Raw genomic sequence first — 14,114 nt, 5'->3', positions numbered from 1 at the left:
ACGTAAAAGGGAGGAGAGCGGTCGCCTACAACGACCGCCCGATGACCTCCTTCATGATCTCGTTCGTACCGCCGAAGATGCGCGTCACGCGCGCCGCGCGCCAGCTGCGCGCGATCGGGTACTCGTTCATATAGCCCGCGCCGCCGTGCAGCTGCAGGCACTTGTCCATCACCTCCCATTGCAGCTCGGTGTGGAACAGCTTGGCGGCCGCGCCCTCCTCGTTCGTCAGCTTGCCTTCCAGGTGCCGCTTGATCGCCCAGTCGAGATGCGCCCAGCCGACCTGGAGCTTGGTCTTGAGGTCGGCGAGCACGAAGCGCGTGTTCTGGAAGTCGAACACCACGCCCGCGAAGGCCTTGCGGTCCTTGGTGAAGGCGACCGTCTCGTCGAACGCCTTCTGCGCCGACGCCTGGCAGCTGACCGCGATCGACAGGCGCTCCTGCGGCAGCTGGCTCATCAGGTAGATGAAGCCCTTGCCCTCCTCGCCCAAGCAGTTGGTGATCGGCACGCGGACGTCGTCGAAGAACAGCTCGGACGTGTCGGCGGCGTCCTGGCCGATCTTGTCGAGCTTGCGGCCCTTGCGGAACCCCTCGCGGTCGCTCTCGACCAGGATGATCGACATGCCCTTCCACGCCGGCTTCGCGTCCGGGTCGGTCTTGGCGACGACCAGCGTCAGGTCGGTGTTCTGGCCGTTGGTGATGTAGGTCTTGGACCCGTTGATGACGTAATGGTTGCCGTCCTTCCTGGCGGTCGTGCGGATCGACTGGAGGTCGGAGCCGGTGCCCGGCTCCGTCATGGCGATGGCGGTGACGACCTCTCCCGACACCATCTTGGGCAGCCACTCGACCTTCTGCTCCTCCGAGCCGTAATGGACGATGTAGTCGGCGACGATGTCCGACTGGAGCGAGAAGCCGGCGGGAACGCCGTTATAGCTCATCTCCTCGTCAACGATCGCGTTGTAGCCGAAGTCGAGGCCGAGCCCGCCATAGGCCTCGGGCACCGTCGGGCAGAGCATGCCGATCTCGCCCGCCGCGCGCCAGAACTCCTTGGGCACCAGCCGGTCGCGTTCCCAGGCGTCGACGTTGGGCACGCCCTCCTTCTGTAGGAACGAGCGCACCGTCTGGCGGAACGCCTCGTGATCCTCGTCGTAAGCGAAGCGGCCGGCGATGTTGTCGAGCGTGAGCATGGCATCCTCTTAGGCGTTTCTCGAACGGTGCGGCCGGTTGACGTGAACGTCAAGTAACAACTGTTATGGTGCCCGGACCGGCTACCCTCCCGCGAACCGAGCCGCTAAGCCGGGCGCCGAGGGAGATAGTCACGCATGAAATTAGCCAGCCTCAAGCACGGACGCGATGGTAAGCTCGTGGTGGTCTCGAACGACCTCGCCTGGTGCGCCGACGCGGGCCACATCGTCCCCACGCTTCAGGCGGCGCTCGACGACTGGGACCGGCTGGAGCCCGACCTTCGCAACCTCCAGACCGACCTCGAGCACGGCGTCATTCCGCGCGACCGGTTCCACGAGCACGACGCCGCCTCGCCGCTGCCGCGCGCCTACCAATGGGCGGACGGGTCGGCGTACGTGAACCATGTGGCGCTGGTCCGCCAGGCGCGCGGGGCGGAGATGCCGGAGAGCTTCTGGCACGACCCGCTCATGTACCAGGGCGGCTCCGACGCGTTCCTGGGGCCGCGCGACCCGATCCCGCTCGCCGACGAGAGCTGGGGATGCGACCTGGAGGCGGAGGTGGTGGTCGTCACCGGCGACGTGCCGCAGGGCGTCGGCCGCGACGAGGCGTTGGGCCTGATCCGCCTCGTCGGCCTGACCAACGACGTCTCCTTGCGCAACCTGATCCCGGCCGAGCTCGCCAAGGGCTTCGGCTTCTTCCAGTCCAAGCCGGCGTCCAGCTTCTCGCCCGTGTTCGTCACGCCCGACGCGCTCGGCGACTGGTGGCGCGACGGCAAGCTGCACCGCCGCCTGATGGTGGACCTGAACGGCAAGCCCTTCGGCCGCGCGGAAGCCGCGGAGGACATGACGTTCGACTTCGGCACGCTGATCGCCCACGCCGCCAAGACCCGGAACCTGGGGGCGGGGACGATCATCGGGTCGGGCACCGTGTCCAACCGCGACGAGGGAGGCGGGCCGGGCAAGCCGATCGCGGAGGGTGGGGTCGGCTACTCGTGCCTCGCCGAGGTGCGGACCGTGGAGACGATCCTCCGGGGCAAGCCGGAAACGCCGTTCCTGCGCGACGGCGACACGGTGCGCATCTGGTGCGAGGACGATCGCCACCATTCGCTCTTCGGCGCGATCGAGCAGGTGGTGCGGGCGGCCTGACGAGGCGGGCGGCGGCCGTCGAAAGTTCTGGAAGTTCAGGCGACACCCCCGCTGTAATCGCGAACCGTTCTTAACTAGCCCGGCGACGCGGGCGAGCCGGGCCGGGGTGCGCGCAGGGTGCACGGGGGCGGGGAGCGGGGCGGGTCGATCGTGCATCCGCAGCTTGGATCACGCTTCGGCCGTGTAGGACAGCGCATCAGTGGAAATCGCGCGACTTGATGGGGATGTCCCGTTCCTTGTCGCGGAAATGGTAGTCGGTCTTCACCTTGGGCTTCCAGCCCGGATCGCCCCGATCGGGACTGCCGCCGCGCATGCCGTCCGACGGCGCGGTGAGGCGCGGCATGTCGATGTCGCCGATCGAGCGGAGGAGGAGCGTTTCGTCGCGCACGAGGTCGGCCACGATGTGGATGACGATGCCCTGCTTCTGGACCTGCCCGCGGACGGCCAGCATGGCGGCGCTCATCACGGTCGTGCGGAACTTCTCGAAGCGGTCGGGCCACAAGATGATGTTGGCGATGCCCGTCTCGTCCTCCAGCGTGATGAAGAGCACGCCCCTGGCGCTGCCGGGCCGTTGGCGGACGAGGATGACGCCCGCCACCTCCACGAACGCGCCATCCTTGATGCGGGCGAGGTCGCCGCATCGCGTCATGCCGCGCCGGTCGAGCTCGCCGCGCAGGAACTTGAGCGGGTGGGCGCGCAGCGAGAGCTGGGTGGAACGGTAGTCCTCCACGACCTCCCGCCCGGCGGATAGCGGCTTCAGGACCGCCGGTTCCTCGGCGATATCGGACGCGTCGACTAGAGGCAGCGCCGTTTCGCCCAATCCGCGCAACCTCCAGAGCGCCTCGCGGCGGTTCAGCCCGAAACCGTGGAACGCGTCCGCGCGGGCGAGCGCCTCCAGAGCGGCGAGCTTGGCGCCGGACCGTCGCCACAAGTCCTCCGGAGACGTGAACGGAGCGCGGGCGCGGGCCTTCAGGATCTTGTCCGCATCCACCTCCGCCAGCCCGGCCACCACCCGCATGCCCAAGCGAAGCGGCAGCAGGCCGGTTTCGTCGGCCGCAAGCCGGCCCACCATGCGCGTGTCCCATTCGCTGTCCAGCACGCACACTGGCCGGACTTCGACGTTATGATCCTTCGCGTCACGCACGATCTGCGCCGGCGCGTAGAAGCCCATAGGCTGCGCGTTGAGCAACGCGGCGCAGAAGACGTCCGGGTGGTGACACTTCATCCAGGAGGAGGCGTAGGCGATCTTAGCGAAGCTGGCCGCATGGCTTTCGGGGAAGCCGTACGAGCCGAAACCCTCGATCTGCTTGACCAGCCGTTCGGCGAACTCCCGACCGATGCCCCGCGCCAGCATGCCGGAGATCAGCCGCTCGTTGAATTTGGAGACGCCGCCGGTCAGCTTGAACGTCGCCATGGCCCGGCGCAGACTGTCCGCCTCGCCGGGTGTGAAGCCCGCGCCGACGATGGCGACCTGCATCGCCTGCTCCTGGAACAGCGGCACGCCGAACGTCTTGTCCAGCACCGGCTCGAGTTCCGGAGTCGGGTACGGGAATTTGATGTCCGGGTTCAGGCGTCGTTGTTCACGCCGCTTCAGGTAAGGGTGGACCATGTTGCCTTGGATCGGTCCAGGACGCACGATCGCGATCTGGATCGCGAGGTCGTAGAAGTCTTCAGGTCGCATGCGCGGCAGCATCGACATTTGCGCGCGACTCTCGATCTGGAACACACCCAGCGTATCCGCCTTCTGAATCATCTGGAACGTGGCCGGATCATCATCCTGCAGCTCGAGCGAGGCGAGGTCGAGCTTCCGGTGTTTGTGCCGGTCGAGCAGGTCGAACGCTCGCCGCAGGCAGCCCAGCATGCCGAGCCCGAGTATGTCGACCTTCATAAAGCCGAGCTCCTCCACGTCGGCCTTTTCCCATTCTATGACCCAGCGTTTCGGCATGGTCGCCGGCTCGACCGGCACCAATCCACCAAGCCGGTCGCGGGTGAGGACGAAGCCGCCGGGATGCTGCGACAAGTGACGCGGCGTTCCAATCAGCTCGCGCGCCAGCTCAAGCGCGAGCGCCAGGCGCGCGTCGCCCGTATCGAGGTTGAGCGCTTCGGCGTGATGTTCGCCGACCCCGTCCTTCGACCAGCCCCATACTTGGCGGGCTAGCGTGCCGGTCATGTCCTCCGACAATCCGAGCGCCTTGCCTACTTCGCGGACCGCGCCACGTGCACGAAAGCGACTGACCACCGCAGTCAACGCGGCGTGCTCGTGCCCGTAGATCTTGTAGATCCACTGAATCACATCTTCGCGGCGCTCGTGCTCGAAATCGATGTCGATGTCGGGCGGCTCATTCCGCTCCTCGGAGATGAAACGCTCGAACAGCAGCTTGTGCTTGATCGGGTCAATCGAGGTGATGCCCAGCACGAAGCAGATCACCGAATTGGCCGCCGAGCCGCGGCCCTGGCACATGATGCTCTGCGCCCGCGCGTAGCTCATGATGGAGTTCACGGTAAGGAAGTAGGGCGCGTACCGCTTCCGCTCGACCAAGGCGAGTTCGTGATCGAGCTGTCGGCTATAGGCCTCCGGCGGCGGATCAAGGGAACCGGCGGCCAGTTCGCCCCGAGCCAACTTCGTCGCCAGCTCATTGCGCGTCAGCATAACCAAAGCGTCCTGCGGCGTCCGGCCGCTCATCACGATCTCGTCGGGATATTGGTAACTGAGGTCGCGCAGGGAGAATGTGCATCGCTCGGCGATCGCCGCCGTCGCTCCGATCGCTTCCGGATGACGGCGGAAGCGCCGCTCCATATCCTTCGAGGACTGCAGGTGGCGGTCGGCATGGCGCTCGCGGCGGAAGCCGAGCTGGTCGACGGTGCATCTTTCCCGGATCGCACTCATGACGTCCTGAAGCGGCCGGCGGGCGGGCTCGTGATAGAGCACGTCGCCAGTGGCCAGCGGTCGGAGGCCGAACCGCCGGGCCGCCTCCGCATCGTGCAGGAGCCGGCGGATGTCACCCGGACGACGATAGAAGGTCAGGCATACATGCCCGCGGTCACGGCCGAACAGATCGGCCATCCAGCGTAATTGCTTTGAATGCGCCCCGTCGCGTCCGGGCACGAGCGACGCCACCAGTCCCGGCGCCGCGTCGGCGACGTCCTCCCAGTGGAGGAAGCATGTCCCCTTCTCGCCGCGCTGCGCGTCCGCCCGCTTCTTGCCTCGCGTCAGGAGGGCGGTAAGTCTGCTCCAAGCGGCTCGGTCTTCCGGCCAAACGAGGAGCGATGCGCCGGTCACGAGGTCGAGCCGGCAGCCGACGACGAGGCCGACGCCCCATTCCTCCGCCGCGACCAGCGCACGCACTACGCCCGCCACCGAGTTGCGGTCGGTCACGCCCAGCTTCTTGTAACCCATCGCCGAAGCCGCCTTGAACAGCTCTCCGGGCGACGACGCCCCGCGCAGGAAGGAGAAGTGGGTGGTGACCTGCAGCTCGACGTAGCTCACCCGAACGTCCCGTGCAGGTGCCAGGACAGGTCGCCCGTCTCCGCCCGCACGCCGTCGCCGCGGCGGAAGAGCCAGAAGCGGCGGCCTTCCTCGTCCTCCACGCTGAAATAATCGCGCACGGCGTCGCGCTCGGCCGGGCGGCGCCACCATTCGCCCCCGATGCGCTCCGGGCCGTCGGCGCGTACGACCCGGTAGCTCCGCCCGCGCCAGGTGAAGCGCTTGGGCGGGTGGTCCGGCAGCTCGGCGAGCACGTGCTCGACCGGCTCGGGGCGGGGCAGGAGGCGCACGGGGCGGGGCCAGCGGGGGTGCCAGGGATGGTCGTCCTCCGCCGCGGCGAGGCGGCGCACGTCGTCGGCTCCGAGGGCCGGCGGCCGCCGGTCGGGCGGGGCCAGCGCGGGAACGCGCGCGGCCGACCGCTCGGGCACGTCGCTCTCCACCGGCTCGACGCGCCAGGGCGCGCGGCCGTGCAGCCGGTTGGCCAGCGCGTCGATCAGGGGGGCGAGGTCGGGCGTCCCGTCGCCGAGCGCTTCATCGAGCGCCCCGCCGATCGCCTCCGGCGCCAGCGGGTCGGCGCGGAGCACGTGGAGGGTCATCGCCTCGATGCCGAAGCCGGGCTCGACTTCCTCGATCCGTCGCCTGAACAGGCGCGACAGGTGGGCCGGGTCGCGGCTCGGGCGCGCGAGGCCGATGCGCAAGCGTTGGTCGCGCCGGTCGATCCGCTCGGCGACGAGCAGCACCGCGCGCGCGCCCAAGCCCGCCTCGGCGAGCGACCGCGCGAGCCGCGCGCACAGTATGTCCATCCAGCGCCCGATCGGCTCGGGCGTGGCGATCGGTTCGGCGAAGCGCTGGACGGCGGATACGGCCAAGGGCGGGACCACCGGCTCCAGCGGCTCGGGCGCGCGGCCGGTCGCCTGGTCGAGGCGTCGCACCAGCGCGCCGCCGAAACGCCGCATGAGCGGCTTACGGGGCAGGCGTATCAACTCGGCCACCGTGCCCACGCCCAGGCGGTCCAGCAAACGGACATGCGCCTCCTCCAGGCGGAGCGCGGCGACGGGCAGCGGCTCGATCGCGTCCACGTGCCGGGCCGGAGGCGCGATGACGACGGGTGCGGGACCCCGCCGCGCCAGCGCCCAGGCCGCGCCCGCCGTATCGGCCACCGCCAGCCGCGCGGCGTAGCCCAGCCGCGCCAGGAGGCGCAGGAGCCGCTCGGCGAACGCCTCCTCGCCGCCGTGCAGGTGCGCCACGCCCGTCAGGTCGACGAACAGCCCCGTGTCGTCCGACACGGCCACCGTCGGCGCCCAGCGCCGGGCGAGCGCGACCGCGAGGTCGTGCAGCGCGGCGCGGTCGCCTTCCGGATCGGCGGGCAGGATGTGGAGCCCCGCCGCCATCACCCGCGCTTGGGTCAGCCACATGCCGGGCGCGATCCCGAGCGCCCACGCGGCTTCGTTGGCGGCGTGGACCAGGTCGCGGCCGTCCACCCGGTGCGCGGTGACGAGCGGCGGCTCCGCCGGCCGGCGCACGGCCCGACGTGCGTCCGACGGGGCGCGCGCGTCCTCGGCGCACGCCCGGCCCACGATCCCGCCCGACATGCGGCCGGTCAGGAAAAACGCGCCCTCGCCGGGATAGGGGCCCTCGCGCTGGCCTTCGCCGCTGGTGCGGACCGGCGGGACCGCGCCCGCCTCGTCCGAGCGCCCCTTTTCGAGAAATTGGGCGCGGAAGGGGTGGGGGGCGGCCTCGCTGCGGCGGCCCATCTCGCGCATGGAGGGGCGCTGATGGAGCGGGAGCCGCGCGATCTCCTCCTCCAGCTCGGCCTTCGCCCATTTCGCGCCGGGCCGCCAACCGGGGTTGCCGCCCTGGTGCCCGCGGGAGAGCGCGGCGGCGCGGTCGCGGTCCTGCGCCCAGAGCGCGCCGGGGCGTCCTTCCGGCGTGTTCGGGACCGAGCAGGTCTTGGCGCGCTCGGCGGCGGCCCTCGCGCCCAGCCGGTCGAGTTCGCCGCCGGAGCGGGGCGGGAACGCCGGATCAGCCGGTCGCTCGGGCGACGTCTTCGGCGTCCGCCCCGCGCCCCGGAGCCGGTCCAGCGGCCAGTCTGGCAGGAACAGCGATGCGACCCGTCTCATCAGGAGCCTCCACAAGCATTTCGAAAGGCTCGCCCCCTTTTTGGCGAACCAGCTCCAGGCGCCACCGCGCCCGCCCTACGCCCTCGAACGACAGGGGAGCCGACGGCGCGGACTTGACGCGCCAGCGGGTGAGCGCGGCCGAGGGCTGGCCCAGAGGGTCCGCCCCGTCGCGGGCGTGGCCCTTCAGGAGCAGCGCGATCGTGCGGCCGCCCTCCGCGGCGAGCTGGAGCCGGCGCGTGGCGGCGAGGCCGGCGCGCTTGACCTCGCCGATCACCGCGCCGAGGCCGCGGTGACGCAGGCCCTCCTCCATGATGGCCAGCAGCTCGGCATCGTCTCGCGCCTCGGCGTAGAGGACGCGGTGCGGCGCGAGTCCCGCCTGGTAGAGCCCCGGCGCGAACAGGTCGCGGCGCTTGACCACCCACAGCACCGGCCCCCAGGCGCGCGCCGCGATTCCGGCGATGAACAGGGTGGCGGACGCGTCGTCGCCCAGGCAGGGCCGCGCGCCCGCCACCTCGTGCAGCGCGTCGAGCCTGAGGCCGCCGTTGGCGAGCTTGCCGTCGATCGCGGACACGCCGAAAGGGAGCGACGGGCGGCGCTGATAGCCGTCGCCCTCGATGCGGCGCAGCGTCTCGCGTAGCTCTGCTAGGGTCTGGCTCACGGGTTCTTCTCGGACGCGACTCGAATCAGCAACGGGCTATGTTCTTAGTTTGTTCCGCTGGCGAGTCGAGTGGGTTTGGTGTTTTGGAATGGCCAGCGACGCGGCGAAGCCGCGTCGGTCGGGGCTGGCGGCCCCGCCGGCCGGGCTCAGCGCTGGTCCGCGTCCAACTCCCGATGGGGAGTTGGGCTCGGGCGCTGAGCGGGGCTTGAAATATTATTCCAACCGTCCGAAGGGCTCCCCCGACAAGCCGCCGCGCCAGACGGCGCGCCCGAGGAGAGTTCACGAATGGCGAGCGAACCCGTTCGCGCCAACATGCCCCCGTTGTCGCTGCACGTGCCGGAGCCCAAATTCCGCCCGGGCGACCCGGTCGACTTCGCCGACGTCGACGTGCCGCCCGCCGGCTCCGCGCGCCGGCCCGACACCGCCGAGCCCGCCGGCCGCTTCACCGAGCTCGCCTATACGCTGGTGCGCGTGCTCGACGAGGAGGGCGGGGCGGTCGGTCCCTGGGACCCGAAGCTCAGCCCCGACCGCTTACGCGAGATGCTGCGCGCGATGGCGCTGACCCGCGCGTTCGACGAGCGCATGTTCAGGGCGCAGCGCCAGGGCAAGACCAGCTTCTACATGAAGTCGACGGGCGAGGAGGCGGTGTCGGTGGCTGCGGCCTTCGCGATGGACCGCGACGACATGTGCTTCCCGTCCTATCGCCAGCAGGGGATCCTGATCTCGCGCGGCTACCCGCTCGTCGAGATGATGAACCAGATCTACTCGAACTCGGGCGACAAGCTCGGCGGCAAGCAGCTGCCGATCATGTATTCGGCCAAGGACCACGGCTTCTTCTCGATCTCCGGCAACCTCGCCACGCAATATCCGCAGGCGGTGGGCTGGGCGATGGCGTCGGCGGTCAAGGGCGACAGCCGCATCGCCGCGACCTGGTGCGGCGAAGGGTCGACCGCGGAGGGCGACTTCCACTCCGCCTGCACCTTCGCCAGCGTGTACCGCGCGCCCGTGGTGATGAACGTCGTCAACAACCAGTGGGCGATCTCCAGCTTCTCCGGCTTCGCGGGCGCGGAGGCGACGACCTTCGCCGCGCGCGCGGTGGGCTACGGCATCGCGGGCCTGCGCGTGGACGGCAACGACGCGCTCGCCGTCTACGCCGCTACGCAATGGGCCGCCGAGCGCGCGCGCACCAACCAGGGCCCGACGCTGATCGAGCACTTCACCTACCGTGCGGAGGGGCACTCGACCTCCGACGACCCCAGCGCCTACCGATCGGCCGGCGAGCCCAACGCCTGGCCGCTGGGCGACCCGATCCGCCGGCTGCGCGACCACCTGATCGCGTTGGGCGAATGGGACGAGGAGCGGCACGAGCGCCAGGACAAGGAGCTCGCCGCGCACGTCCGCGACTGCCAGAAGGAGGCCGAGAAGAACGGCATCCTCGGCCACGGCCTCCACCAGCCGCTGGACAGCCTGTTCGACGGGGTGTTCGAGGACATGCCCTGGCACTTGCGCGAGCAGCGCCAGATGATGCTCGACGAGGAAGAGGCGTCGGGGCGACCATGGGCGAGGAAGTGATCGGCCTCTCCCTCTCCCCTGGACAGGGGAGAGGGTTGCGCAGACTTGGCGGCTTGCCGCCTAGTCGTAGCTGGGAGAGGGGTCGAGCGAGCCATAGGCTCGCGCGCCGCTGTGCGGCGCCCACCCCTCTCCCCATCTTCGCTAGGCGGCTCCGCCGCCAAGCTACGATAGCCCTCTCCCCTCCTGCGGAGGGGCGAGGGAGGAAGAAGGCATGACCGACACTATACTCGATCCCGTGACGTCGGACGGCGGGCGGGTCGGCGGGGCCGACGCGCCCGCCGCCGTCCGCATGAACATGATCCAGGCGATCAACTCCGCCCTGGACGTCGTCATGGACCGCGACCCCGACGTGATCGTCATGGGCGAGGACGTGGGCTATTTCGGCGGCGTGTTCCGCGCGACCGCGGGGCTCCAGACCAAATACGGCAAGACGCGCGTGTTCGACACGCCGATCACGGAGATCGGCATCGTCGGCGTCGCCATCGGCATGGGGGCGTACGGCCTCAGGCCGGTGCCGGAAATTCAGTTCGCCGACTATATCTACCCGGCGCTCGACCAGCTCGTCTCCGAAGCGGCGCGGCTGCGCTACCGGTCGGCGGGCGAGTTCACCTCGCCCATCACCGTGCGCTCGCCCTATGGCGGCGGCATCTTCGGTGGGCAGACGCACTCGCAGAGCCCCGAGGGCATCTTCACGCACGTGTCGGGCATCAAGACGGTGATCCCGTCCACGCCCTACGACGCCAAGGGCCTGCTGATCGCCGCGATCGAGGACAACGACCCCGTCCTCTTCCTCGAGCCCAAGCGCATCTACAACGGCCCGTTCGACGGCCACTGGGACCGGCCGGCCAAGAACTGGAGCGCGCATGGGGGCGGCGAGGTGCCGACCGGCTATTACCGCGTGGAGCTGGGCAAGGCGCAGGTGGTCCGCGCGGGCGAGGCGCTCACCATTCTCTGCTACGGCACGATGGTGCACGTCGTCTCCGGCGTGGTCGCCGAAGCGGGCGTGGACGCGGAGATCATCGACCTGCGCACGCTCGTCCCCCTCGATATCGAGACGATCGAGGCGTCGGTGAAGAAGACGGGCCGCTGCATGATCGTCCACGAGGCGACGCGGACCAGCGGCTTCGGCGCGGAGCTCTCCGCGCTCGTCCAGGAGCGCTGCTTCTACCACCTTGAAGCGCCGGTCGAGCGTGTGACGGGCTTCGACACGCCCTACCCGCACAGCCTGGAATGGGCCTATTTTCCCGGCCCGGTGCGCATCGGCGAGGCGCTCAAGAAGATCATGAAGGACTAGCCGAATCCACCCCACTCCCGTTCGTTTCGAGCGCAGTCGAGAAACGGGAGCAAGGGGCACCGCTCAAGGGTGTCTCGACTGCGCTCGACACGAACGGGGTTTGTTGGATGGCGCGCTTCACTTTCCGTCTGCCGGACATCGGCGAAGGCATCGCCGAGGCCGAGATCGTGGCCTGGCACATCAAGATCGGCGATCGGGTCGAGGAAGACCAGAACATCGCCGACATGATGACCGACAAGGCCACCGTCGAGATGGAGAGCCCCGTCGCGGGCGTCGTCGTCGAGCTGGCGGGCGAGGTGGGCGACCAGGTGCCGATCGGCTCCGCGCTGGTAGTGATCGAGACGGAAGGCGAGGACGCGCCGGTCCAGGCCGAGCTGGAAGCCGCGCCGCCTACCGAGGAGCAGCGCGAGGTCGCCGAACAGTACGGCGCGGAGAACCCCGGCGTCGACGAGGTCGCGCCCCAGGTGATGACCACGCCCGCACGGGAGGGGATCGACCCTTCTCCCTCTCCCCTGCGGGGAGAGGGTGGCCGAGCCGGAGGCGAGGTCGGGAGAGGGGCCGTTCAGGGCGATGCGCCTCGTACTGCCCCTCTCTCCGGAGGAGAGAGGGAGCAGAAGCCCGTCCTCGCATCCCCCGCCGTGCGCCAGCGCGCGAAGGAGCTGGGCGTCGACCTTTCCCAGGTCCAGCCCGCGGAGGACGGCCGCGTCCGCCACGCCGACCTCGACGCGTTCCTCCGCTACAACGCCGGCCAGGGTTACGGCTCGGGCGCCTCCCGCGCCCGCGAGGACGAGGCGATCCGCGTCATCGGCATGCGCCGCCGCATCGCGGAGAACATGGCCGCATCGAAACGCCACATCCCCCACTTCACCTACGTCGACGAATGCGATGTGACCGAGTTGGAGCGGGTGCGCGCGGATCTGAACGCGAACCGTGGGCAGCGGCCCAAGCTGACCCTCCTGCCGCTGATGATCGTCGCGATCTGCCGGACGCTCCCCGAGTTCCCGATGCTCAACGCGCGCTACGATGACGAGGCGGGCGTGGTGACGCGCTCGGGCCGCGTGCATATGGGCATGGCGACGCAGACCGACGCCGGCCTCACCGTACCCGTGATCCGCGACGCGCAGGACAAGAACGTGTGGCAGCTCGCCACCGAGATCGGCCGCCTCGCCGACGCGGCGCGCGCGAACAAGCTCGCGCCCTCCGAGCTCGGCGGCGGCACGATCACCATCACCTCGCTCGGGCCGCTCGGCGGTGTCGCGACCACCCCGGTGATCAACCGGCCGGAGGTGGCGATTATCGGGCCCAACAAGATCGTCGAGCGGCCGGTGTTCGACGGCGACGACATCCGCCGCGCGAAGCTGATGAACATCTCCATCAGCTGCGACCACCGCGTCGTCGACGGCTGGGACGCCGCGTCCTACGTCCAGGCGCTCAAGCGCTACCTGGAGACGCCGGTCCTGCTGTTCGCGCAGTAGAGGGCACCGCCGGGCCGACGGGGCGTTCTCCTCTGCGAAAAACATTGGAGGCCAGCATGTCCGATCTCGATAAGCCGTCGTCCCCTCGCGTCTATGGGCAGTCGGACGACGATCCCGCCAAGAGCACGTCGCGCGCCAACCAGGGCTTCCGCGGCGAGAACGGCGACACGCTCGCGCCCGCCGACCCGGAGCTCGCGCACGAGGAGACGGTGGCGGGCGGGCGGCGCGTCGTCATCAACGAGGCGAACGGCGTCGGCTACGCCGAGGCGACGGGCAAGGCCGGGCTGGAGGCGCAGCACGCCTATCAGGAGCGGCACAAGGACGACGATTAACGCACGACGTCAATCTCGCCGCTTCTGTAGCGACCCCGCGACCTTGCGCGCCAGCAGCCGCGGGGTGAAGCGGGTGGCGTCGGCCATGAGCGCGTTGACCACGCCAGACACCTTGACCGCGCGGCCCACCTCCAGCGCCGCCAGGCCATCGCGCACCACGCCGTCCGCGTCGCTCGCGAGCGCGGTGAAGAGCGGCATGTCGGTCATGCCCGCCCGCCCCGCGAACTCGGTCCGCGTCGGTCCGGGACAGAGCGCCGTCACTCGCACGCCGCGGTCGCGGACCTCCTCGTGCAGCGCTTCGGAGAAGCTGAGCACGAACGCCTTGGTCGCATAATAGACCGCCATCCACGGCCCCGGCTGAAATGCGGCCGTGGAGGCCAGGTTGAGGATCCCGCCCCCACCGCGTTCCAGCATCTGCGGCAACACCCCATGCGCCAGTGCCACGAGGCTGCGGCAGTTGAGATCGATCATGCCGAGCACCTGCCCGCGGTCCTGCTCCGCAAAGTGGCCGCGCAGGCCGTAGCCGGCGTTGTTGATTAGCGTGTCGACCGTGAGCCCCGCCTCGGCGACGTCGGCCAGCAGCCGATCGGGCGCGTCCGCCTCGGCGAGGTCGCTCGCGAACACATGGACGGCGACGCCGTGCGCGCCGCGCAGCTCGGCCGCGATCTCGTAGAGCCGCTCGGCGCGCCGGGCGGTGAGGATCAGGTCGTGGCCGCGTCGGGCGAGCTCGCGTGCGAAGCCCTCGCCGAGGCCGGCCGATGCGCCGGTGATGAGTGCGGTGGGCATGTTCTCGTCCTCCCTTTTCGGGCCAGCGTCGGAGCGGGTGCCGCCGATTGCAAGCACGATTGCAGTC

Annotated in this window: 10 protein-coding genes; 5 read left to right on the top strand and 5 right to left on the bottom strand. The window is 69.9% G+C overall.

Annotated features, from left to right (window positions below):
- Positions 1-25: 25 nt before the first annotated feature.
- The gene (locus tag CKY28_RS04655) at positions 26-1,183 is read right to left on the bottom strand and encodes an acyl-CoA dehydrogenase family protein (protein ID WP_095997180.1); all 1,158 of its coding nucleotides are present in this window, start codon (positions 1,181-1,183) and stop codon (positions 26-28) included.
- A 135-nt stretch (positions 1,184-1,318) separates the two neighbouring features.
- Between CKY28_RS04655 and CKY28_RS04650 the strand changes: the two genes are divergently transcribed.
- Positions 1,319-2,326, top strand: a complete 1,008-nt coding sequence (locus CKY28_RS04650) for a fumarylacetoacetate hydrolase family protein (protein ID WP_095997179.1) — start codon at positions 1,319-1,321, stop codon at positions 2,324-2,326.
- A gap of 196 nt (positions 2,327-2,522) precedes the next feature.
- On the opposite strand, the gene CKY28_RS04645 is transcribed toward CKY28_RS04650, so the two are convergent.
- Genes CKY28_RS04645 through CKY28_RS04635 form a run of 3 tightly spaced genes read right to left on the bottom strand, consistent with a single transcriptional unit; the run spans position 2,523 to position 8,588 of the window.
- Positions 2,523-5,813 carry an error-prone DNA polymerase gene (locus CKY28_RS04645; protein ID WP_245841600.1) on the bottom strand — a complete coding sequence of 1,097 codons (3,291 nt, stop codon included), beginning with the start codon at positions 5,811-5,813 and terminating at the stop codon, positions 2,523-2,525.
- Complete coding sequence (locus CKY28_RS19025; RefSeq protein ID WP_095997177.1) at positions 5,810-7,930, bottom strand: Y-family DNA polymerase; 2,121 nt, start codon at positions 7,928-7,930, stop codon at positions 5,810-5,812. Before CKY28_RS19025 ends, CKY28_RS04645 begins: the two co-directional genes overlap by 4 nt.
- Positions 7,833-8,588 carry an ImuA family protein gene (locus tag CKY28_RS04635; RefSeq protein WP_095997176.1) on the bottom strand — a complete coding sequence of 252 codons (756 nt, stop codon included), beginning with the start codon at positions 8,586-8,588 and terminating at the stop codon, positions 7,833-7,835. The genes CKY28_RS19025 and CKY28_RS04635 overlap by 98 nt, the downstream gene beginning before the upstream one ends.
- Positions 8,589-8,873: 285 nt before the next feature.
- Between CKY28_RS04635 and CKY28_RS04630 the strand changes: the two genes are divergently transcribed.
- The 4 genes from CKY28_RS04630 to CKY28_RS04615 all read left to right on the top strand — a co-directional run bounded on the left by CKY28_RS04630 (position 8,874) and on the right by CKY28_RS04615 (position 13,261).
- Positions 8,874-10,160, top strand: coding sequence for a 3-methyl-2-oxobutanoate dehydrogenase (2-methylpropanoyl-transferring) subunit alpha (locus tag CKY28_RS04630; protein WP_095997175.1), 1,287 nt, complete (start codon positions 8,874-8,876; stop codon positions 10,158-10,160).
- Between the two features lie 289 nt (positions 10,161-10,449).
- Entirely contained in the window at positions 10,450-11,454 is a 1,005-nt protein-coding gene (locus CKY28_RS04625; protein WP_095997626.1) for an alpha-ketoacid dehydrogenase subunit beta, read from the top strand.
- Between the two features lie 107 nt (positions 11,455-11,561).
- Positions 11,562-12,929: a dihydrolipoamide acetyltransferase family protein gene (locus CKY28_RS04620; RefSeq protein ID WP_095997174.1), complete on the top strand. Its 1,368-nt coding sequence runs from the start codon at positions 11,562-11,564 to the stop codon at positions 12,927-12,929.
- A gap of 56 nt (positions 12,930-12,985) precedes the next feature.
- Positions 12,986-13,261: a hypothetical protein gene (locus CKY28_RS04615; protein ID WP_095997173.1), complete on the top strand. Its 276-nt coding sequence runs from the start codon at positions 12,986-12,988 to the stop codon at positions 13,259-13,261.
- A gap of 9 nt (positions 13,262-13,270) precedes the next feature.
- Here the strand turns inward: CKY28_RS04615 and CKY28_RS04610 are convergent, their stop codons facing one another.
- On the bottom strand, positions 13,271-14,047 hold the full coding sequence (locus CKY28_RS04610) for an SDR family NAD(P)-dependent oxidoreductase (protein ID WP_095997172.1): 777 nt from the start codon (positions 14,045-14,047) through the stop codon (positions 13,271-13,273).
- Positions 14,048-14,114: the final 67 nt, after the last annotated feature.

The sequence above is a fragment of the Sphingomonas lenta genome, assembly GCF_002288825.1.
Lineage (GTDB): Bacteria > Pseudomonadota > Alphaproteobacteria > Sphingomonadales > Sphingomonadaceae > Sphingomonas > Sphingomonas lenta.
This window is presented reverse-complemented; position numbering and strand designations above follow the sequence as displayed.

What these genes read in the sequence shown, in the direction of transcription:
- CKY28_RS04655 (WP_095997180.1), bottom strand. Translation starts at nt 1,183, where the DNA reads ATGCTCACGCTCGACAACATCGCCGGCCGCTTCGCTTACGACGAGGAT.
- CKY28_RS04650 (WP_095997179.1), top strand. Translation starts at nt 1,319, where the DNA reads ATGAAATTAGCCAGCCTCAAGCACGGACGCGATGGTAAGCTCGTGGTG.
- CKY28_RS19025 (WP_095997177.1), bottom strand. Translation starts at nt 7,930, where the DNA reads ATGAGACGGGTCGCATCGCTGTTCCTGCCAGACTGGCCGCTGGACCGG.
- CKY28_RS04630 (WP_095997175.1), top strand. Translation starts at nt 8,874, where the DNA reads ATGGCGAGCGAACCCGTTCGCGCCAACATGCCCCCGTTGTCGCTGCAC.
- CKY28_RS04625 (WP_095997626.1), top strand. Translation starts at nt 10,450, where the DNA reads ATGAACATGATCCAGGCGATCAACTCCGCCCTGGACGTCGTCATGGAC.
- CKY28_RS04620 (WP_095997174.1), top strand. Translation starts at nt 11,562, where the DNA reads ATGGCGCGCTTCACTTTCCGTCTGCCGGACATCGGCGAAGGCATCGCC.
- CKY28_RS04615 (WP_095997173.1), top strand. Translation starts at nt 12,986, where the DNA reads ATGTCCGATCTCGATAAGCCGTCGTCCCCTCGCGTCTATGGGCAGTCG.
- CKY28_RS04610 (WP_095997172.1), bottom strand. Translation starts at nt 14,047, where the DNA reads ATGCCCACCGCACTCATCACCGGCGCATCGGCCGGCCTCGGCGAGGGC.